General features: G+C 65.7%; 22 protein-coding genes. 13 read left to right on the top strand and 9 right to left on the bottom strand.

Annotated features, from left to right (window positions below):
• Positions 1-741 (bottom strand): GAF and ANTAR domain-containing protein, encoded by a 741-nt coding sequence (locus ACFVSI_RS03275; RefSeq protein WP_387819793.1) that lies wholly within the window; start codon positions 739-741, stop codon positions 1-3.
• A gap of 138 nt (positions 742-879) precedes the next feature.
• On the opposite strand from ACFVSI_RS03275, the gene ACFVSI_RS03270 reads away from it, so the two are divergent.
• Complete coding sequence (locus ACFVSI_RS03270; RefSeq protein ID WP_387819791.1) at positions 880-1,653, top strand: sigma-70 family RNA polymerase sigma factor; 774 nt, start codon at positions 880-882, stop codon at positions 1,651-1,653.
• 21 nt (positions 1,654-1,674) lie between these two features.
• Here the strand turns inward: ACFVSI_RS03270 and ACFVSI_RS03265 are convergent, their stop codons facing one another.
• Entirely contained in the window at positions 1,675-2,637 is a 963-nt protein-coding gene (locus ACFVSI_RS03265) for a glycosyltransferase family 9 protein (RefSeq protein WP_387819789.1), read from the bottom strand.
• Positions 2,638-2,723: 86 nt separating this feature from the next.
• On the opposite strand from ACFVSI_RS03265, the gene ACFVSI_RS03260 reads away from it, so the two are divergent.
• The 7 genes from ACFVSI_RS03260 to ACFVSI_RS03230 are packed head-to-tail and all read left to right on the top strand — an operon-like array spanning position 2,724 to position 9,506.
• Positions 2,724-3,296, top strand: coding sequence for a D-glycero-alpha-D-manno-heptose-1,7-bisphosphate 7-phosphatase (locus tag ACFVSI_RS03260; RefSeq protein WP_387819787.1), 573 nt, complete (start codon positions 2,724-2,726; stop codon positions 3,294-3,296).
• The gene (locus tag ACFVSI_RS03255; protein ID WP_387819785.1) at positions 3,293-4,381 is read left to right on the top strand and encodes a glycosyltransferase family 9 protein; all 1,089 of its coding nucleotides are present in this window, start codon (positions 3,293-3,295) and stop codon (positions 4,379-4,381) included. The genes ACFVSI_RS03260 and ACFVSI_RS03255 overlap by 4 nt, the downstream gene beginning before the upstream one ends.
• Positions 4,378-5,412, top strand: coding sequence for a glycosyltransferase (locus tag ACFVSI_RS03250; protein WP_387819783.1), 1,035 nt, complete (start codon positions 4,378-4,380; stop codon positions 5,410-5,412). Before ACFVSI_RS03255 ends, ACFVSI_RS03250 begins: the two co-directional genes overlap by 4 nt.
• Positions 5,409-6,677 (top strand): glycosyltransferase, encoded by a 1,269-nt coding sequence (locus ACFVSI_RS03245; protein WP_387819781.1) that lies wholly within the window; start codon positions 5,409-5,411, stop codon positions 6,675-6,677. The genes ACFVSI_RS03250 and ACFVSI_RS03245 overlap by 4 nt, the downstream gene beginning before the upstream one ends.
• Positions 6,674-7,369, top strand: a complete 696-nt coding sequence (locus ACFVSI_RS03240) for an SIS domain-containing protein (protein ID WP_387819779.1) — start codon at positions 6,674-6,676, stop codon at positions 7,367-7,369. The genes ACFVSI_RS03245 and ACFVSI_RS03240 overlap by 4 nt, the downstream gene beginning before the upstream one ends.
• Positions 7,366-8,781, top strand: a complete 1,416-nt coding sequence (locus ACFVSI_RS03235) for a PfkB family carbohydrate kinase (RefSeq protein ID WP_387819777.1) — start codon at positions 7,366-7,368, stop codon at positions 8,779-8,781. The genes ACFVSI_RS03240 and ACFVSI_RS03235 overlap by 4 nt, the downstream gene beginning before the upstream one ends.
• 29 nt (positions 8,782-8,810) lie before the next feature.
• Entirely contained in the window at positions 8,811-9,506 is a 696-nt protein-coding gene (locus tag ACFVSI_RS03230) for an SDR family oxidoreductase (RefSeq protein ID WP_144660030.1), read from the top strand.
• Here ACFVSI_RS03230 and ACFVSI_RS03225 read toward each other — a convergent pair.
• Positions 9,475-10,647 (bottom strand): glycosyltransferase family 9 protein, encoded by a 1,173-nt coding sequence (locus ACFVSI_RS03225; RefSeq protein ID WP_387819774.1) that lies wholly within the window; start codon positions 10,645-10,647, stop codon positions 9,475-9,477. The two genes, ACFVSI_RS03230 and ACFVSI_RS03225, sit on opposite strands and share 32 nt — an antisense overlap.
• 145 nt (positions 10,648-10,792) lie before the next feature.
• Between ACFVSI_RS03225 and rfaE2 the strand changes: the two genes are divergently transcribed.
• Positions 10,793-12,334 (top strand): D-glycero-beta-D-manno-heptose 1-phosphate adenylyltransferase, encoded by a 1,542-nt coding sequence (rfaE2, locus tag ACFVSI_RS03220; protein ID WP_387819773.1) that lies wholly within the window; start codon positions 10,793-10,795, stop codon positions 12,332-12,334.
• 11 nt (positions 12,335-12,345) lie between these two features.
• On the top strand, positions 12,346-13,380 hold the full coding sequence (locus ACFVSI_RS03215) for an NAD-dependent epimerase/dehydratase family protein (protein WP_387819771.1): 1,035 nt from the start codon (positions 12,346-12,348) through the stop codon (positions 13,378-13,380).
• 3 nt (positions 13,381-13,383) lie between these two features.
• Here the strand turns inward: ACFVSI_RS03215 and ACFVSI_RS03210 are convergent, their stop codons facing one another.
• A complete protein-coding gene (locus tag ACFVSI_RS03210; RefSeq protein WP_387819769.1) occupies positions 13,384-14,466 on the bottom strand; it encodes an aromatic acid exporter family protein in 1,083 nt (360 codons plus the stop codon).
• Between the two features lie 184 nt (positions 14,467-14,650).
• On the opposite strand from ACFVSI_RS03210, the gene ACFVSI_RS03205 reads away from it, so the two are divergent.
• From ACFVSI_RS03205 to ACFVSI_RS03195, 3 genes are read left to right on the top strand one after another with little or no spacing between them, the layout of a single operon-like run.
• Positions 14,651-15,631, top strand: a complete 981-nt coding sequence (locus ACFVSI_RS03205) for a hypothetical protein (protein ID WP_387819767.1) — start codon at positions 14,651-14,653, stop codon at positions 15,629-15,631.
• A complete protein-coding gene (locus tag ACFVSI_RS03200; RefSeq protein ID WP_387819765.1) occupies positions 15,628-16,059 on the top strand; it encodes a phage holin family protein in 432 nt (143 codons plus the stop codon). Before ACFVSI_RS03205 ends, ACFVSI_RS03200 begins: the two co-directional genes overlap by 4 nt.
• Positions 16,056-16,631, top strand: coding sequence for a DUF3618 domain-containing protein (locus tag ACFVSI_RS03195; protein WP_387819763.1), 576 nt, complete (start codon positions 16,056-16,058; stop codon positions 16,629-16,631). The genes ACFVSI_RS03200 and ACFVSI_RS03195 overlap by 4 nt, the downstream gene beginning before the upstream one ends.
• Positions 16,632-16,731: 100 nt before the next feature.
• On the opposite strand, the gene ACFVSI_RS03190 is transcribed toward ACFVSI_RS03195, so the two are convergent.
• The 5 genes from ACFVSI_RS03190 to ACFVSI_RS03170 form a co-directional block, all read right to left on the bottom strand.
• Positions 16,732-17,331 (bottom strand): hypothetical protein, encoded by a 600-nt coding sequence (locus tag ACFVSI_RS03190; RefSeq protein ID WP_387819762.1) that lies wholly within the window; start codon positions 17,329-17,331, stop codon positions 16,732-16,734.
• A 112-nt stretch (positions 17,332-17,443) separates the two neighbouring features.
• Positions 17,444-18,079: a hypothetical protein gene (locus ACFVSI_RS03185; protein WP_387819761.1), complete on the bottom strand. Its 636-nt coding sequence runs from the start codon at positions 18,077-18,079 to the stop codon at positions 17,444-17,446.
• Between the two features lie 46 nt (positions 18,080-18,125).
• Positions 18,126-18,932, bottom strand: coding sequence for a hypothetical protein (locus ACFVSI_RS03180; RefSeq protein ID WP_387819759.1), 807 nt, complete (start codon positions 18,930-18,932; stop codon positions 18,126-18,128).
• Complete coding sequence (locus ACFVSI_RS03175; protein WP_387819757.1) at positions 18,929-19,942, bottom strand: hypothetical protein; 1,014 nt, start codon at positions 19,940-19,942, stop codon at positions 18,929-18,931. Before ACFVSI_RS03175 ends, ACFVSI_RS03180 begins: the two co-directional genes overlap by 4 nt.
• A gap of 158 nt (positions 19,943-20,100) precedes the next feature.
• Complete coding sequence (locus ACFVSI_RS03170) at positions 20,101-20,589, bottom strand: inorganic diphosphatase (protein WP_144663396.1); 489 nt, start codon at positions 20,587-20,589, stop codon at positions 20,101-20,103.
• Positions 20,590-20,618: the final 29 nt, after the last annotated feature.

The following is a 20,618-nucleotide window of genomic DNA, read 5'->3' as shown; positions in this document are numbered from 1 at the left end:
CTACTTAAAGTACGTCTGAATGTGCCCGCCTCCGGCCGACTCAACGATTGCCTGCGCCACCGCCCGGAGCTTGACGTTCCGGTTGCTGGAGGCCTTCTTGATGAGCTCGATGGCGTCTTCCTGCGTGCACCGGTTCTGGGCAATGATGATTCCGGTCGCCACGTCTATGACTGTGCGTGACTCCATGGCGGCCCGGAGGTTGGCAGCCGTCTGCATATGTTCCGCGATGCGCACGGCAAGGCGAAGTCCCTTGGACGACTGCTCCACGTAATCGTTGGCGCGCTGAACGGATGCCTGGTCGAACGCGTTCGGGTGCTCGGAGTAGAGGTTGAGCCCGGCGGTCGCCGCGGTATCGCGGAGCGGGAACGGGACGGCCAGGACCGACCGAATGCCATTCTTTGTGACCAAGTCGTTGTACTCGGGCCACGTGTTGTCTTTGGCGAAATCCGGAATGTGCACCTGCGTTATTTCGCGACAAGCGCGAAGACATGGGCCGTCGTCGAAGTTGTACTGGAGTTCGTCGAGCATCCGGGCGCGCTCGCCGCTGCTGGCCACGGTGCCGGCGGTTCGGTGGCGCATCAGGGTGATGCCGCAAAACACTTCGTTGCCGGATGTGCTGAACATGGCGGCAGAGCGCCTGGCAAGCTCCTCCAGGAACACTTCAACATCCGGGGTATCGAGCAACAGATCCTGGATATCGGCCACCACTGTTGTCGGCCCGGCAGTATGCGGGTCTTCCATGAGGAACTCCGATCCATGGTTATGGCTTCTCTTCGAGACTAACTCCGAAGACCGTTGAAAGCTAATAGTAAGTGTGCTTCTCTTTTTAAGGAGTCTTGCCGTGGGCTCACCCTCACCATCCGGTTAAGGATTGAGCCCATGCGTCAAACCCGACCCCTCACCATCCACGCCGCGCCGCCCCGCGCGCCGGAGGGCAGCATCAGACAGAGCTTCCAGGACGGCCTCGTCCTGGACCATCTCAACCTCGCCAAGTCGATTGCGGCGAGATATTCCGCCCACACCCACGACCTCGACGACGTCAGGCAGGTTGCGTACATGGGCCTCATCAAGGCCTCGCGCGGCTACGACGAGGCACGGGGAGTCAGTTTCCCGGCCTATGCCGCGCCAACCATCGCCGGGGAAGTCAAGCGCTATCTTCGTGACCATTGCTGGGTGGTACGGCCGCCCCGGACCATCCAGGACGTTCGACGCCAAGTACTGGCCCGGACGGAGGAGTTGACCCAGGCCCTGCAGCGGACGCCGTCGCCGGAAGAGGTGGCAGAGGATCTGAGCCTGGAACCAGGGCAAGTCCGCGAAGCCCTCATGGCGGCCACCAGCAAACGCCCCGATTCCCTGGACGCCCCGGCAGGGGAGGGCCGTGACGGACTGCAAGGCTCCCTGTCCGCCTTCGGCTGCCCCACGGACCGTCTTGAGGATGTGCTGGCCCTGAGGAACGCCATCCGCGGGCTGAGCGCCGAGGACCGTCACCTGCTGTACCGGCGCTATTACCGGGAAGAGACGCAGTCCACCATCGCCGAGGCCCTGGGTGTCTCCCAGATGCAGGTCTCGCGGAAACTCTCCAAGATCCTGGTCTCGCTCCAAACCCAGCTGCTGGACGATGAAGCACGCCAGCAGGACGGGACAGCTCCGTAAGAACCCGCCCGTAAAAACCAGCTAGCAGCCGAGCTGCTCCACGGCTTCCAGGACATCGTGGACGGTAACGGCCATCAGCGCCGGGTCGGGTTCGGCTGAAAACACATCACCGCGGCGGAGTTCGACGGCGGTCAGCACCACGTGCGGTCCGGGCGGCGGTCCCCACTCTTCCGCGGGTGCAGGACCGAACAAGACCACGGACGGGCGCTCATACGCGGAGGCCAGATGCGCCGCGCCCGTATCGGCAGAAATGACCAGCCGGGCTTCCGCGATGGTTGCCGCGAATCCGGCGAGGCTTTGCCGCCCGGCCAGCACGCCGTCGTCGAGGTTTGTTCCCTTGAGTTTCGCGAGGGCGGCAGTCTCCTCGGCCCGGGCGCGCTCCGAGGTGCCCCCGGTGAGGACGATGTCGTGGCCGGCAGCCGCGAGCTGGACAGCAACGTCCGCGAACCGTTCCACGGGCCACAACCTGCTGCCGTAGGCGGCACCCACATGGATCACGGTAGCTCCGGGACGCGGCGAGGAAACCGCCGGGCGGTTGAGGCGGTAGTCCAGGGGATCGGCGTCGATTCCGTGCCAATTGAGCAGCCGGGTCCACCGTTCACGTTCGGGAACGCCCGTGATCCACGAAGGCCCGTCGAGACCGTCGGAAGCATGCGCGATCACCCGGTTGGCGCCCAGTTCCTTGATCCGGAGCCGGCTCTCAGGCCCGTTTCCGTGCAGATTGACCGCCACGTCCACGGCACCGTGAGGCACCGTCAGGGGGTCGTCCAGCCCGGGCGTGGGCAGGTGGCCGATTCCGCCAACCAACTCAAGTGCCTCGGCGATCCACGCCGGCCCCGCGTACACAATCCGGTGCTCCGGAAACGCCCTCCGCAAGCCGCGCAGCGCTGGAACTGCGACCAAAAGATCGCCGAGTTTCAGGGCGCGAAGGGCGAGCAACAGGGGTTGATCCTGGTCGCCGTGGCTGTTCAATGCTGTGTCCATAGTGGCCTCCCGCTGAGAGTCTAGCGGCATGAAACTTCTCACGGCCGCGTTGTTTAGCGCCCGGAGAACTGGGGAACGTTGCGGGTATGGGAGGAACCGGAACGTTGAAGGCGGTCCTGTTTGACCGCGATGGAACACTCGTTGTTGACGTGCCATACAACGGCGATCCGCAGCTGGTGCGGCCCATGGACGGCGCTGTTGCGGCGCTGCAGAAAGTCCGGGAGGCCGGGTTGGCTACGGGAGTGGTGAGCAACCAGTCGGGCGTGGCGCGTGGGCTGTTGACCTTGGACCAAGTGGCATCCGTGAACCGGCGGGTGGATCAGTTGCTGGGGCCGTTCGATGTGTGGGAAGTCTGCCCGCATGGACCGGCAGACGGCTGCCAATGCCGCAAGCCCGCTCCCGGAATGATCCTGTCCGCCTGCGAAACGTTGGGCATCGCGCCGGAGGAAACTGCTTTCGTGGGCGATATCGGCGCCGACGTGGAGGCTGCGACGGCGGCCGGCTCCCGTGCCGTGCTGGTGCCCACACCTGTGACCAGGCAAGAAGAAATCGACGCCACTGAAGTAGTGGCTCGGGACCTCAGCCATGCTGTGGAGCTCATCCTCGGCGGCACCACCGGGCTCGAAAAGGACACCGCCGGACAGGAAGCCCCTGCATGAGCCGCGTCCTGGTAGCCCGCTTGGACAGCATGGGAGATGTCCTGCTCTCAGGGCCCGCTGTGCGTGCAGTGGCGAACGGAAACCGGCCCGACGGAAGCCGCCCCAACGACGTCGTTCTCCTGTGCGGCCCCGAAGGGGCAGCCGCCGCGGAGATGCTGCCCGGGGTGACCCAGGTGCACACCTGGGCCTCCCCGTGGATAGTGAATCCTGCCCCACAGGTCACGGAGGAAATGACCAACGGACTGATCAACTTCGTCCGGAGTTCCCGCATCGAGGAGGCCGTGATCCTCACGTCCTTCCACCAATCCCCGCTCCCGCTGGCGCTGCTCCTGCGGCTGGCCGGCGTCCGGAAGATCACGGGGGCATCAACGGATTACGCGGGCTCGCTCCTGGACGTCCGCCTCAAACCGGGCGAGGACTTTCCCGAAGACCAACCGGAAGCGGTGCGTGCCCTCACCATTGCTGAGGCCGGCGGCTACGTCCTGCCAAACGGTGACGACGGAAAACTGCGCGTCACCCCTGGCCAGGACCCTGATGGCCTGGCCGATGAACTCGCCGAAGAGGGACCGTACATCGTGGTCCACCCGGGCGCCGCGGTGCCGGCCAGGGCATGGCCCGCCCTCCACCACGCCGCGGCTGTGGAACTGCTGGAAGCCTACGGGCATCGGGTTGTGGTCACGGGCGGACCCAGCGAAGCGTCCCTCACGGCCACGGTCGCCGGCCCCTCCGCCCGGAACCTCGGCGGTGGCACGGACCTTCGGACGCTGGCAGCGGTACTGGCCGGGGCCGCCGTCGTAGTTACCGGCAATACCGGACCCGCCCACCTCGCGGCAGCGGTAGGCACGCCCGTGGTGTGTCTGTTCGCACCCGTCGTCCCGGCCATCCGCTGGGCTCCGTACGGGGTCCCCCTGGAACTGCTCGGCGATCAGGAAGCGCCCTGCAAAAACTCCCGGGCACGCGTTTGCCCCGTCCCCGGCCATCCCTGCCTGAGTTCGGTAACCCCGGAACAGGTGGTGGAAGCGGTCGAAAGGCTCCTCGGAGGCGTTTCCTCCCTGGCTACCCGACGAAAGGTGTGGAAACCATGAGGATTCTGGTGTGGCACGTGCACGGCGGGTGGATGGAGGCCTTCGTCCGCGGCCGGCATGAGTACTTGCTCCCGAAAACGCCCGACGGCGGTGCCTGGGGTTTGGGGCGCGGTGGCCGTGACTGGCCTGCCGCGGCGCAGGAAGTGGACCTGGACACCCTGGGCCCCGACAGCGTCGACGCAGTGGTGCTCCAAAGGCCCGAGGAGATCGCGGCAGTTGCCCGGGCCCTCGGACGGCGGCCCGGTGTCGACCTGCCGGCCGTCTACCTCGAACACAACACCCCCAAAGGCGACGTTCCCTTCACGCTGCACCCCATGGCGGACCAAAGCTCCATTCCCGTGGTCCACGTGACCCATTTCAACCAGCTTTTTTGGGACACTGGCTCGGCGGGCACAACGGTCATTGAACACGGCATCCCGGACCCCGGTCGGCTTTACACGGGTGAACACGAAGAGATGGGCGTGGTGGTCAACGAACCCGTTCGGCGTGGCCGGGTCACGGGGACGGACCTGCTGCCCGGATTCGCCGGGGTGGGGCCGTTGCGGGTGTTCGGCATGGGAACGGAAGCGCTGCCGCAAGCCCTGAACCTGAGGGGCTTGGGCCTCAGCGATGAAAGGCTCCGCATCGCCGGTGATGTGCCTGCCCCGCAACTTCACCAGCAATTGGCCCGTTGCCGGCTCTACCTGCACCCCCTGCGGTGGACCTCGCTGGGGCTGGCTTTGCTGGAAGCCATGCACCTTGGCATGCCCGTACTGGCCCTGGCCACCACCGAGGCAACCCGAGCCATACCGCACGGCGCAGGTTTGGTGTCCAACGACGTCGACGACCTCCAGAAGTTCGCCAAGCGCCTGCTGGACGATCCCGATGACGCCTTTGCCATGGGCATGGTGGCGCGGGAGGCCGCGCTGGAACGGTACGGGCTGGACAAGTTTCTCCGGGCCTGGGATGAGCTGCTGGCCGAGCTTCCAGCCACCCGGGTTTCTGCCGGCCATTCTCCAGCAAACCATGACACTGAGAGGGCACACCCATGAAGATCTCCATGGTTTCCGAACACGCCAGTCCACTGGCTGCATTGGGAGGCGTTGACGCCGGAGGGCAGAACGTCCACGTTGCCGCACTGTCCTCCTCGCTGGCAGACCGTGGCCACCAGGTCACTGTGTACACGCGGCGCGACGACCCCGACCTGCCGGCCAGGGTCAAGGTTGGTCCAGGGCTCACTGTGGTCCATGTGGACGCGGGTCCGGCCCGAAGGGTCCCCAAGGATGAGCTTCTGCCGTACATGGGTGAGCTGGCGGACGGAATCTGCGCGGACTGGGCCGGTCAACTGCCGGACGTGGTCCACGCACACTTCTGGATGTCCGGCCTCGCAGCCATCCAGGCCTCGCGCAGGGCCGGCGCCGCCAACCCCGTGCCCGTGGTCCAGACCTTCCACGCCCTGGGATCGGTCAAGCGCAGGCACCAAGGCGCCGCGGACACCAGCCCTCCTGCCCGCGAGTGGCTGGAACCATGGGTCGGCCGCACCGCGGACTGGGTCATCGCGACCTGCCCGGATGAGGTGTTCGAACTCAAGGCCCTGGGCATCAGCAGGTCGAAAATCTCCATAGCGCCCTGCGGTGTGGACCTCGACCTCTTCCCGGGAACGGCCGACGCCGAGCCCAAGTCCCGCACGCATCGGATACTCAGCGTGGGGCGCCTGGTGCAACGCAAGGGCGTGGACCTGATCATCCGGGCACTGCCGCTTCTGACCAAGGCCGGCTTCGACGACGTGGAGCTGCTGATTGTCGGCGGTTCCGGTGACGCGCTCAACCTGGAAGAAGATCCCGAAGCCCAACGGCTCAGGTCCTTGTCCAAGGAGCTCGGCGTTGAGGACAGGGTGACCATGCGTGGACAAGTCCCGCGTGATGCCATGCCCGCGATTTTCCGCAGCGCTGACGCCGTGGTCTGCACGCCCTGGTATGAGCCTTTCGGCATCGTCCCGCTTGAAGCGATGGCGTGTGGTGTGCCCGTGGTGGCTGCGGCGGTAGGTGGACTGCGGGAAACCGTAGTGGACCAGAAGACGGGGCTCCACGTCCCACCCCGCGATCCGGAAGCCCTTGCCGAAGCGCTGCAGAAACTGCTGGCAGACCCGGAATTCCGCGCGGACATGGGCCGGGCCGGTTCCCGCCGGGCACGCTCACGCTACTCCTGGGAACGCATCGCAGCTGACACCGAGAAAGCGTACAGGTCCGTTCTTGCCGCCGGATTGTCCCGGCAGGCCGACGAAGGTTTGGAACCATTGGAAGGAACGGCGCTGTGACTATTCAAGGCCGCGTGACCACCGAAACCACCCTGCCGGGCCTCATTCCGGATACCCTGCCGGTGCGTTGGGGATCAGGCCCCACCCACAACGACGCCGTCACCACTCATCTGGACAACGTCCTGCCGGCGCTTGATTCCCTGCGCTCGCAATCACACATGTTGTCTGCTTGGGGGACCGAGCTCGCCACCAGACTGCTGGCCGGGCAGCGTCTGCTCGCGGCAGGCAACGGTGGCTCGGCTGCCGAGGCGCAGCACCTGACGGCTGAACTCGTGGGCCGTTTTGACGAAGAACGCGCCCCGTTTTCGGCCATCTCATTGCACTCGGAGTCTTCCGCGGTCACGGCGTTGTCCAACGACTATGGCTACGACGAGGTCTTCGCCCGCCAAGTCAGGGCGCATGGCCGGGCTGGCGACGTGCTCATGTTGCTCTCCACCAGCGGGCGCAGCCCCAACCTGCTCAACGCTGTCCGGGCTGCGAAGGAACGCGGCGTCGTCACCTGGGCCCTGACAGGCGCCGGCCCCAACCCGCTGTCCGAAGCCTGCGATCAAGCCATAACCGTCGAAGCCATCGCGGCCAACGCCCAGGAAGGCCATTTGATCGCCATCCACGCTGTGTGCCGCGCTTTTGATGCAGAGGTTGCAAGGCGCACCGACAGGGGACCGGGGTTGTTTGGGGGCGGTCAGCCATGAGGATCACGGTAGTTGGCGACCTTCTCCTGGACGTCGACATCAACGGGACCGCCACCCGGCTCAGCCCCGACGCGCCCGTGCCGGTGGTCGACGTCGGTGATGTCCGGCGTCGGGCAGGCGGCGCCGGGCTGGTCGCCACCGTACTGGCGCGGGACGGCCACGACGTCTCGCTGGTCACCGCGGTATCGGACGACGACGGCGCAAGCCACCTCAGGCGCGCACTGGCAGGGGTGTCGGTACTCGCCGGAACGCCGCAGGCTCCAACACCAACCAAGACGCGTGTACGGATCGGGACCCATCCGATGGTCCGCTTCGATCAAGGGTGCGACCCTGCCCCGGTCCCGTCCAGTACAGGAGAGATGCTCGCAGCCATCGCTTCGGCGGACGCCATTGTGGTGGCGGACTACGGCCGGGGGATCACCGCCAACACCGACATCCGGGGAGCCCTCACGGACGCGGCCCGGCGCATCCCCGTTGTGTGGGATCCGCACCCTTCCGGTTCCGACCCCGTTGCAGGAGTGTCCGTAGTGACCCCCAACCTCGCCGAAGCCACCGCTACCGCGAAGGCAGCTGGGTCCCGCGGCGGCGCTGAAGAAGCCGGACGGTATTTATTGGATAAGTGGGGGAGTTCGTCCGTGCTGGTCACCAGGGGCGAGGACGGTGCGCTGCTGTTGTGTTCGGACGGCTCAGCCGAGAGCATCCCCGCGCCCACCACCAACGTGAGCGATCCCTGCGGGGCAGGTGACCGCCTGGCAGGCAGCCTCGCCGTCCACCTCGCCACAGGCTTTGACCTTGCGCAGGCCGCTGCCCGGGCTGTGGAGGACGCGTCTGCGTTCCTGGCCGCGGGGGGAGCCGCCGCACTGGCCGGCGCGGACCCGGGGGACGCGGCGGACCCGTCCGAAGTAAGTCCCGTCGTCGAACTTAAAGGCCTGGAACTGGTGGACACCGCAGACCTTCACCCCGACGGCGTCCGACTTGCCCGCTCCGTCCGCGAGTCCGGAGGGACAGTGGTCGCCACAGGAGGATGTTTCGACCTCCTTCACGCGGGCCACGCACGGACACTGGCAGCGGCGCGCAGCATGGGCGATTGCCTGATTGTGTGCCTGAACTCGGACCAATCCGTCCGCCGGCTCAAGGGCGCGCATCGACCGATTGTCAGTGTGGAAGACCGCGCAGAGTTGTTGCTTGCCCTCGAATGCGTCGACGCCGTCGTGGTTTTTGGCGAGGACACTCCCGAAGCCTGCCTCACCCAAATAAGGCCCGACATCTGGGTCAAAGGCGGCGACTACGCCCCCGAAGAATTGCCGGAGGCCCGCGTCCTTGCGGCGTGGGGAGGGCACTGCGTCACAGTGCCCTTCCACCCGGCACGCTCCACCAGCGGCCTGGCAGCAGCACTGGCCAAAGTCAGCTGAACCTTGTTGGAATCAACGAAAGGAACCGCATGAACACGCAAACACCTGGACGCGTCATCGTCACCGGAGGCGGGTCCGGCTTGGGCGCTGCGATCGTGGAGGCCATCCGCGACGCCGGTGGCACACCGTTCGTTTTCGACCGGGACGTCAGCAACGTCTCGGGCGCCAAAGCCCTGGAAGTGGATGTCTCCAACCGTGAGGCTGTGGAAGCGGCAGTGAAGGAAGCCGCGGAAAGCCTTGGCGGCCTGGACGGGGTAGTGACCGCTGCGGGCATCGACCGTTGCGGGAAGCTGGGCGATGTCGCGGCAGAGGAATGGGAAAAGGTCATCGGAGTGAACCTCCTGGGCACCGTTTCCACCATTCGTGCGGCCCTGCCGTACCTGAAGGGATCCCGTGGCCGGGCCATCACCATCGCCTCCACACTGGGGCTCCGGGCACTCCCTGACGCCACGGCCTACTGCGCCTCCAAGTTCGGCGTGATCGGCTTCAGCCGTGCCCTGGCCGCGGAAACGGGCGGGGTCATTGGCGTCACCACGATCATCCCGGGCGGAATGAAGACCCACTTCTTCGACGACCGCGACGAACAGTACAAGCCGCAGGACGATTCCAAGCTCAACGATCCCGCCAATGTGGCGCAGGCCGTGGTGTTCGCCCTCTCACAGCCGTTCGGCAGCGAGGTCCGCGAACTCCTCATCACCCCCGCAGAAGAAGGCTCGTGGCCGTAAGGTCCAGCACGTCCTGAACAACATCGGCCACGGCGATGCCCTTGATGAGGGTGTCGTCGTGGCCGCAGTGCGGAGCGGTCCAGCCAACCTGGGTCACGTCCGCACCGCAGCGAGGGCAACGGGTCAGCCAGGACATGTGGATGCGGTGAAAGCCGCGGCCGCGTGGGCCTGCGTTGAACACGTTTCCCACCCAGAAGATCCCGACGGTGGGAGTACCCATGGCCTGCGCCAAATGCCGGGGACCGCTGTCGCTGGCCAGCATCACCGTGGCCTCGGCCAGGAGAGCGGCCAGCTCGCCGATTTCGAGTTCACCCGCGACGGACCGCACGGCCTGGCGCTGTCCCTCCGGTAGGTGGCGGCCGGCAAGCTCCGCCACTTCCTGGGCCAAAGCCTTCTCGGACCTGTCCCCGACAATCAGCACCTGCGCCCCTTCGGCGGCTATGCCCGCCGCAGCTTCGGCAAAGTACGACGCCGGCCACCGCCTTCGCGGATCGGTGGCACCCGGGTGGACAACCACCAGCGACGAGCGGTCAGGGTCCTTCAACCCCTTGATGCTCTGTTGGTGCTCGGGCTTGGGGAGCAAGGGAGGGAGGATGATGGTGGGAGCTCCAGCCAGGCCAGCGACTTCCAGCCAGCGGTCGGGCTCGTTCTGGTAGTAGACGTAGTCCAGGTTCCGCTCCAACGGCACGGCGTCCCTGGTGCGGGTTCCCACTGTGTGCCGTGCCCCAAGGCGGAGCAGGAAAGGGTTGGAGTACCGGCCGCCGCCATGCATTTGGACGGCAATATCGAACTGTCTGGCCCGCATGCCCTCAAAGAAGACCTCCTGAGCCGCCACATCTTCCGCGTCATCTTCGAAGCGCTCGCCGTTGCGGGGACCGTCATGCACGCCACGCGCCACCGGGAGAAGTTCGACGTCGTCCACCGGACCGTCCGTGGCCGCCGCCAGTGCGGCGTGAACCGGAGTGCCCAGCAACGTGATTGTGGCCTGGGGGTAGGCGATCTTCAGCGCGTTCAAAGCCGGGTAGGTGTAGATCAGATCGCCCAAGCCACCACCCCTGAGCACCGCGATCCGCTGTACGGCGCTGAATTTCTCCAGCACAGGTCCTATGCCTGATGTCAGGTCCACCAGCGGATTGTCCATGGATGCTGTCCTCTCGGTGCGTGCTGTTCGTCTGTTGCAGGGCCACTGTCGAAACCCTGCCGAAACTCTCCTTCGCGGCGTGTGAAGCACCAGCCGCGGGGTACCTGAGGGGAACAGGAATTGTTGCCCAACCGGAAGGTACCCCATGGCACGCCTATCCAATCAAGAAGGTCTCGCCGACTGGCTTCCCGGCCGCTTGGCCGAGGAACGACCTGTTGTGACGGTCATCGGCGATTCCATCCTGGACGGCTGGTGGGACGGAACCATCGACCGCTTCTGCCGCGAAGCCCCCGCGCCCGTAGTCCAGGTCCAACGCCGGGATTTTGCCCCCGGCGGTGCCGCCAACACGGCGATGAACCTTGCGGCCCTGGGGGCGGACGTCCGCTTTGTCTCGTTGACGGGTGAAGACGAGGCCGCGAAAACGTTGAAAGAAGCACTGGAAGCGGCAGGTGTGGACGTTTCCCACGTCATTTCACATCCTGACATGAGCACCACCACCAAGTTCCGGGTCAGCAGCGGCGGCCAAGTAATGCTGCGCCTGGACGATGCAGCCCCGGAGGTACCACCGGAAGGCCTTTCGGACATGGCGGCAACGCTGTCTGAAGCCTTGCGCGGTTCCGCTGCCGTGGTCCTGTGTGATTACGGCGCAGGAGCGTTGGAAGGCCCGGTCCGGAGCGCGATTCTGGACCGTTTGGGCCCGGGCGATGACGGCAGCACACCGGCGTCCCGCCAGGACACGCTGGTGGTGGTGGACGCGCACAACCCCGGCCGCTGGGCCGCACTCCAACCGGATCTGGCAACGCCCAACGCACAGGAAGCAGCCAGACTGATGGGCACGGACTTCCCGGGCGGTGCTGCCCGATGCCCCTTCGTGGAGGCACACGCGGACCATCTCCTCAACGCCTCAGGTGCGGCCGCCGTCGTCGTGACCTTGGACCGGGAGGGGACGCTGACCATCCGGCCGCAGGGCACGTCACCGCAGGCAGCGACCCACAGGACCTGGGCGCGGCCGCAGGCCGAGAAGCAGGCTTCGGGGGCCGGAGACACTTTCGTTGCCGCACTGACCCTTGCCCGGGCGGCAGGCTTGCCGCTGACCACCAGCGTGGATCTGGCGCAGGCCGCCGCCGACGTCGTAGTCCACAGGCCGGGCACCTCCGTGTGCACCACCGAGGAACTGGCCACGCACCTGCGCGGATTCGCCGATACCGCACTGACGGACACGGAACTGGCCAGGCACATCCAGGAGCATCGCAGCGAAGGGCGCAGGATCGTGCTGACCAACGGGTGCTTCGACGTGCTGCACCGTGGCCACACCCGCTACCTGAACCAGGCCAAGCAACTGGGGGACGTCCTGGTGGTTGCCCTCAACAGCGACTCGTCGGTACGGCAACTCAAAGGCCCGGACCGCCCGGTAAACCACGAAGCCGACCGCGCCGCCGTCATCGCCGCCCTGAGCTGCGTCGACCACGTGACCATCTTCGACACCCCCACGCCGATACCGCTTATCGAGCTCCTGCAGCCCGATGTCTACGCCAAGGGCGGGGACTACACGCCGGAGATGCTCCAGGAAACCGAAGCGGTCGAGCTCTATGGCGGCACCGTGACCATCCTTGACTACGTTCCCGAGCATTCCACCACCGCGGTACTGGAACGCATCCGTTCAAGCGGCGAGACCCCGCAGGACTGAGGAGAGACCTCATGCGCATCGCGATCATTGGAGCCACCGGGCACGGCGGCACAGAACTGCTCAAACGCCTCCAGCGGGCGCGCTCCGAGGAGGGCGCGGACCTGGAACTGGTGGGCGTCGTGCGCCGCGAGCCGGACCCCGACGCCGCGCCCTATCACGGTGTCGAGTGGCACATGCTGGACATCGGAGCCGCAACGGACCAGCCCGCCCTGGAAGCAGCCCTTGCCGGAGCCGACGCCGTAGTGCACTTGGCATGGCTCATCCAGCCCAACCACAACCGGGAACTGCTGCACCGCACCAACGTGGAGGGAACGGCGAATGTCCTGGCGGCCGCCCGCAAAGCCGGAGTGCGGCAGTTTGTATGTGCGTCCTCGGTTGGCGCCTACTCGCCTGCGCCCAAGGACCAGCGGACCAAGGAGGGCTGGCCGACCGGTGGGATCAAGAGCTCGCATTACAGTGCGGACAAAGCGGAACAGGAACGGCTCCTGGACCGGTTCGCTACAGAGAATCCGGACATCGTGGTGGCCCGGCTCCGTCCGGCCCTGATGTTCAGCTCGGGCGGTGGAAGCGAGGTGGGGCGCTATTTCCTCGGCCGGGTCCTGCCCCGCCTGGTACCGCGCAAACCGTGGCTTCCGGTGCTGGCCCTTCCCAAGGAGCTGGTGTTCCAAGCCGTGCACACCGCCGACGCCGCCGACGCCTATTGGAAGGTGCTGCAGCACAGGGCCGAAGGCGCCTTCAACATCGCAGCCGAGCCCGTTATCGACCCCAACGCGCTGGCCTGGATCTTCAAGGCCAGGCGACTGCTGCCGTTCCCGCTTCCGGTGCTCCGCGCCGTCGTCGAGGTCTCGTGGCGTTTGCGCCTTCAGGTGACCGACGGCGGCTGGGTGGACATGGCGGCCAACGCGCCGATCATGGATTGCGCGCGGGCGCACAGCTTGCTCGGTTGGTCTCCCAAGCACTCCTCGCTGGAGTCCTTGGCGGAAATGCTGGAGGGAATCGGCGCGGGCAAGGGCCGAAGGGGCTCACCGCCGCTGAGGCCACGGTGAGGCCTACTCCGCACTCATCACCACTGTCAGGATCCGGCGCAGGCTCATGGCCACTGAGGCCGGCGCGTTCACCGGGGATTGTTGGGCGGCGGCTTCAGCCACGGCGTCGCTGAGAGCGGCAATGCTGTCCTTGGCGTGTGCCAGGCTGTTGGCGAGTTCCCCGGAACCGGCGTCGCGCCAGTGGTCCACCACGGCGGCCACGGAATCCAGTGCGTCGGAGAGTGGCTTGATCGCGGTATCCGGGATGACGGTCCCGGCGCCTTCTTCCCAGATGGCGCTGGCCAGGACGTCGGTGATGTCCTGGACGTGGAAAGTCAGCCGTTCAAGGGTCCGCAATCCTGCAAGGTCCGACGGCAGGCGGGTGGCACGACGACGGGACCTGGGGTTCGCTTTGGCGCTTAGTTCCGCTTGATGCACCGCTGTCCGCACGGCCGCCGCGGTCATGGACAGTTCGTCGCTGCGGCTGGCCCAGGCTTCGTGGTTGGGCGGCCATGACTCATCCATGGCTTGCGCCATGTCCTTGAGCTGACGGGACAAGGCGCCTTGGTGGCCCGCGATGGCAGGGTCGATGTCGTCCAGGTGCAGCGGCGGGAAGACCAGCCAGTTGATGGCGAAGCCCACCGTAACTCCCAGGGCCATCTGGAGAACGTAGGCGAAGGAAAATCCTTCCGTATTCGAGTCGCCCAGCACCAAAACGAACAGTGCAGCCATGGGGATCCATTCGGAGGCGCTTCCCAGCCGTGGAAGGCCGCCGATCAGCACGCCAAGTCCCACCACCACGGCCACCGCCAGCGCCGTGGGTGCAGCAACGGTGGTGATGGCGAAGGCCATGCCGATCCCCAGGACCAGGCCTGCCAAGCTCTGGAGCCCGTGCCTTGCGGAGTCCGCCACCGTGGGGTGCATGCTGACCAGGGCACCCAGCGGCGCATAGTACGGATACTCGGCGGCCGGGCCAGGCATGAAGGGTGCAAGGTACCAGGCCAGTCCCGCTGCCACGGCTGTCTTGGCAGCGAAGAGCAGGCGGTGGCGGGTCACAGTTTTACGAAGCGCGGGAATCAGCCGTCGCCTTGAGGGCAGTTGGCTCATGGCATCTACGTTTGCAGGTATGCCGTGCTGTGTCGAGCCGCGGTCGCCCGTTTTGGGGGCCTCACATTTTTCGAAAAAAGGTGTGATTAGAACCAGGACAACCGGGTACTCACCCATTGATAGTAACGATACTTACTATCCCGGCTGCTGTCCGCAGCCTGCCAACTGTGGAAAGAGAGCGACAATGACTGAGAGCCAATCGCCGCAGGACGGAAGCTTCGCGGCACCAACCACTGGTGCCCATGCAGGCACCGAACCCTTCGCCGGAAACTACCTCGATTCGGACGTTGATACCCAGACCGCCGGAACCACTGGAATCGGTGGAACCACTACCGGTTCGGGAACCGGCTCTGCGGGCTCCGGCAAGGTGGACACCGCCAAGGAAGAAGCTGCGGGTGTTGCAGAAACCGTATCTGATGCCGCCGGTGGTGTTGTCGACACTGCAAAGTCCGAGGCCAGCCACGTGGCCCGCGAAGTCAAGGTGAATGCGCGCCAACTGCTCACCCAGACCAAGGGTGAATTGACCGATCAGGCCCAGGTGCAGCAACAGCGCGTTGCCGAAGGCCTGCGGTCCATCTCCGACGAACTGCACACCATGGCCAACTCGAGCCAGGACGGCGGAGTTGCCACGGACCTGGTCCAGCAGGCAGCCCAGCGTTCCTCCGCTGTGGCCCAGTGGCTGGAAGGCCGGGATCCGGGTTCACTGCTTGATGAGGTCAAGGGCTTCGCCCGCCGCAAGCCGGGGACGTTCCTGTTGCTGGCCGCCGGCGCTGGCGTCCTCGCCGGCCGTCTTGGCCGGGGGATGGCCGACAACTCACCCGCTGGTGGATCCACGGGCGGCACCGACGGCACCGCTTCGGGGACTCCCCGCGCCGCGTACTACCCCACGCAGGGTTACCCGGCACAGGGCGGCGCAGTGACGCCTCCGCCAGTTGACCTCCCGGGACCGACCACCACCACGGCCGGCTATGGAACAGCAACCACGGGTGCTGCAGCCACCGCATACGGCGCAGATACGACCGGATACGACGCCGGAACCACCGGTGGCTACGACGGTTCCACCCAGCCGTACCCCGAAACTGACGCCGGCGGAGTCAAGGCCCAGGGCGATCCTCTGGCAGGACCCCTTGATCCGGACGACCCCCAGTACGGAGGTCACCGATGAGCAGTCCCGCCGACCTGCCTCCCACAGAGGCCCACGTAAAGGCGGAAACCCTTCCCCTTGGGGAACTGCTGAGCGACCTGACGCGCGACGTCTCAACGTTGATGCGCCAGGAAGTGGAGCTGGCCAAGGTGGAACTCAAGGAATCCGCCACCAAAGCAGGAAAGGGCGCCGGCATGATGGCCGGCGCCGCGTGGGCCGGCCACATCACCGTGCTGTTCCTGTCCATCGCCCTCTGGTGGGCACTGGGCCAGCTGGTTGGCCTCGGCTGGTCCGCCGTGATCGTTGCGGTCATCTGGGGAATCATCGCGGCAGTCCTGGCCGTCATGGGCCGCAAGGAACTCAATGCCATCAAGGGCTTGCCGCGAACCGCTGAGACTGTCAAGGAAATACCCCCCGCTTTGAAACCGAACACCGAGGAGACACGATGACGCAGAACCCCGACGCCCTGCGCGCCGATATCGAAGAAACCCGCCGGCGGCTTAGCACCAACGTGGATGCCGTGGCCGACAAGGTCACGCCCTCGCACATCGTCAACCGCCGCGTCGACAAGATCAAGACGGCCGTCTTCGGTGCCCGCGACGACGTCCAGGACCGCGCCGGCAACGCGGCCCATCAGGCGCACGATACCGTGTCCGGCGTCGTATCGGACATTGGCGATGCGCCGCAGGTTATTGCCCGCAAGGCGCAGGGCAGCCCGATCGCTGCCGGCCTGATCGCCTTTGGTGCAGGACTGTTGGTCTCGGCTCTGATCCCGCCGTCGGACAAGGAGCGCGAAGCTGCCCAGGCGCTTAAGGAAGCGGCCCAGCCGTTGACCGAAGAGCTCAGCCACGCAGCACAGGAAGTTGCCGAGCACCTGCGCGAGCCGGCGCAGGAAGCGGTGCAGAACGTCAAGGAGACCGCCACTGAGGCTGCCTCCAACGTCAAGGACGAAGGCCAGGCAGCAGCTGCCGACGTCCAGGACCGTGCCAGCACGGCCAAGGACAACATCAGCAACCAGTAAGCCACCCCTCTTACCCAACTAGGGGACAGCACTTGTCGCATTGAACCCTTATTGCGACGTTTGCTGTCCCCCAGTTGGGTTTGCTGTGTTTGGGGGGCGGTCAGCAAACCTCGAGGATCATTTGGAGCAGCCGTGCAGCGGCCGGGCGCGCTGCATGCTCCTCGGCCCACTGCGCACGGGCCAACGCTTTGCTCACCGCCTGTGTGCTGATTCCCAATTCCTGGGCTACTGCCTTTTGCTGGCCCCTGACACCCGGCGTGAGCAGGTCGATCACCCGCCACTCCGCGACACTACGGTCCAGGACAATATGTCCGAGTAGGCGCAGCACGGCTTCAGCCTCGGAAGCAAGCGCGGCCAAGGGGCCATCCACCGCGACGGGGATCCGGTCGTTGCTGCTCCGCAGCCTGTCCACTGCCCGGCGGGCGTACACCAACCCATGGCCCGAAGCGTCCTTCACCAGGTTGGGCAGCGGCTCGTTAATAGGTCCGACGCCGATCCCGACATACCACTGGCCGGACCGGAGCGCGATGAGGGCGCTCTCCACGGCTTGATGGCTGGATTCGACGATGCCCTGCACCTCATCCTCAACCGACCGGTCGAAATCCAGGCGCGCGGGAATGTGCCGCAGGTCCTTGAGCAACTGCGGCACACGATCTCCGTCGCGACGGCTGTCGCGTTGGTTGATGGTGAGAGTGAACATCGTGGATCACATGCTACCGGCTGGTAGCTGCTCTGCAAGTGGAATTTTCACCTGTTACTTGATGCGTAACAGGAGTTCCTGCGGTGCCCGTTCCGCACAGAACGGCGGTCAGTTAAGGCCGCGCATCCGGGTGCTGGCCGTAGAGGTTGGGCAGGTTCTGCTGTTGGGCCGCAGCGGCTTGCTCCGCCGCAACAGCCTTGGGGTCCGGGATGGGTTGCTGCCCCTTGGCAATGCCCGAACGGCGGTCCACGGCCGCGAACTTCGGGTCCCAGGTGTCATCTCCGCCGCCGCTGAGGGCCGCGGCAATGACCATGACCACGAAGAACGGGAAGAACGACCAGCAGATGGCGCGCCACCCGCCCAACCAGGCTCCCGCCGTCGTGCCGTTTTTGATCCGTACGGAGCGCATGCCCGCAGCAGCGTCGCCAACACTGCCCGCCGTGCCCCAGATCATGCCGTAGACGTACAGGCCAACAAACCAAAGGACACCGTAGAGGGCGAGCCAAAAACCGTCGTTGTATCCCAGCGCCGAGCCGCTGCTCATCATGGACTCGCGCAGGACTGCAGCGATCGCTGCCAGGATGACGTAGCCCACCAGGAACACGACCGCATCCAGCACGCGGCCCCAGAAGTGGGCCGCTCCCGAAGCCTTGACGAAGTACGCGCCGGTATCAGGGTGGCGGCGTACCGGGCGGCCGTTGAGGGGGTCCACCATGCCGGTCAGGGTCGTGGGCTTCGAGGTGCTCATGTTGGGCTTTCGGTTCGACGGCGGGATGCGGCTGGGGTGCGGAGGCTCAGGCCAGTCCGGCCAAGCCACCCAGGATGCGGGCCAGGGAAGGAGACGAGGTTTCCTTCAACTCGAACGAAACAGCTTCACCCTGCTCCGGCAGGCCGGCGTCGGACGAATCTTCCACCCGCGGCGTCAGGACGTGGACTCCCGAGGGTCCGGTGTAGACGGTCACGGTGGGGAACTCGTTGGTGTCGGAATTGAAGGCAACAACGTTGCTTGCCGCCTGGGTGTCGGCCAGGGCAGTGGCTGCATGGGCCTCGAACTCCGCTTCGCTGTACACCGCCGGGTCCGTATCGCGTGCGGCCACCTGCTCAGGGTCCACGAATTCGGCCAGGCGGGGCACCAACTGGTCCCGCGTGACAACGGTGAAACCGTGAAGGCCACCTTCATCGACTTCCTCCAGCAGGACGCCTTCGTCATGGACGTAGCCGTACAGCCAGCGCTTGCCCGTGGAGACAGTGCGTTCCACGGAGACCACATTCTTGCCGCTGCGGCGAAGGGTCAGGGCGCCGGTGATTTCGTCGGTGGCGTGCAGCCGGGAAGGTTCCTTTTCGCCTTCAAAGACCACCGGGTACACGAGTTCCTTCGCGAGCAGTCCCCGCAGGGCAACAGCGCACAGGACTTCTTTGTTGGCTTCCTGGGTTGAAAGCCAAGGCAACGCCACCAGTTGTTCGTGCTGGACGCCGTCCAATGCCACAACTTCTTCGTCGGTCAGCGTGGGCAGGGGGGCTCCGATGGCACTGGCCGACGCCAACACCTTGGCCGCGGCCTCAACATCCCGTTGGGTCCATTTCATGGTGCTCGTTGTCATCCGAATATCCCTCCGACAAAGTTTCCGACCGACTTGGCGGCGTTACTGACTCCGTCTGCCACCTTACTGCCTACATCCTTGGCGAAATTGCCCACTTCCTTGGCGCCGTCGGCAATGTAACTGCCGGGGTTGCGCGCGAAGTTGGAGATGGAGTCCCAGTTGTCGGCCACCAGGTTGCCCAAGGCCCAGGCGCCGGCCACGAGCCCGGCACCAATGACGATCGGCGCGCCGATCGGTCCCAGGAGGGCCGCTCCGCCGGCAGTCATGAGCATGATGCTGCCCACGCCGCCCACCACGGAAAGGCCGCCGGCCACGCGGTCGCCGGCGCCCCGCCAGCCCTCGTGCTCCGGGCTGATCATGTCGCCGATGCCACTCACGATGTTCAACGGGGCGGCCACGGCACCTGCGATGCGAAGCCCCTTGGAGAACTTGCTCGCCTCCTGGAAGGCGGTGCTGTACGGGATGTTGGCTTTGAGGTCGGTAATAACGTCGGTGACCTTTTCGCCGTTGCGCAAGGCCGTAATGCCGTCCCGGAGCACCGTGCCGCCAGCGCGCCAGTTGGTCAGGATCTCCTTGGTCTGGCCGTAGCGAAGATGCCGCGGGATGACATCTCCGGCTGCATCCGGCTTGACCGGCAGCAGGTACTTGAAGGCTGTCCACAGGGGCGCACCCACACCCTTCGCGCCAATGGCAGTGTCATAAACGTCCTTCAGCACACCGACCGACGAGCCCGATCCGTCGTTGTGGCTGGCAAACTCCTGCTGGTTTGCGTGCTTCTTCAGCTGGCTGGCGTTCTCCCGCAGCATGTTGGCGGCCTTGACCAGGCTCTGCCGGTGCTGGCTGTTCCAATCGCCCTTGAAAACGGTGGCATCGCGGCCCTGCCAAGCGGTGGCGGAATTGATCGCGTTGGACAGTTGCGTACTTTGCAGGCTGATGGCGTCGGCGGCCTTGCCCATCACGCCGGCCAGACTGCGAAGCTGCGCGATGTCCGCGCCGTAGAACCCGGCCATGTGGAACCCCCTGTGTGCAAGCAATGAAAAGTCTCGTCCCAGCCTAGGCGGACACCGGTGCTGCCGCGATGGGGAGACATGCCCATTAAAAGCACGACGGCGGGTGGTGGGGTTCGCTGGGAACCGCACCACCCGCCGTCGTCACTCAGCTGGGGAGATCAGTGGCCTTCTGCCGAGAAGCGCTTGATGGAAGCTTCCAGCTCGGCTTCGGCGGCAGCGCGGTCGCCCCAGCCTTCAGCCTTGACCCATTTGCCAGGCTCGAGGTCCTTGTAGCGGGTGAAGAAGTGCTCGATTTCCTTGATCAGGAATTCGCTGACATCGCTGACTTCCTGAATGTGGTCGAAGCGGGCGTCAACCGGAACGCAGAGGACCTTGGCGTCTCCGCCGCCGTCGTCGGTCATGTTGAAGACGCCGATGGGGCGGGACTCAACGATGACACCCGGGTGGAGGTCGAAGTCCTGCAGGAGCACCAGTGCGTCCAGGGGGTCGCCATCTTCACCCAGCGTGTTCTCGAAGAAGCCGTAGTGCGTGGGGTACTGCATGGAGGTGAACAGGACGCGGTCCAGGCGGACACGGCCGGTTTCGTGGTCAACTTCGTACTTGACGCGCGATCCCTTGGGGATCTCGATGGTCACGTCGTGCTTCATGGAATGCTCCTTGACGGGTGGGTGGGGCG

Source organism: Paenarthrobacter sp. NPDC057981 (assembly GCF_042886835.1).
GTDB lineage: Bacteria > Actinomycetota > Actinomycetes > Actinomycetales > Micrococcaceae > Arthrobacter.
Note: the sequence above shows the minus strand (reverse complement) of the source record. Positions and strands in the feature narration are given on the sequence as shown.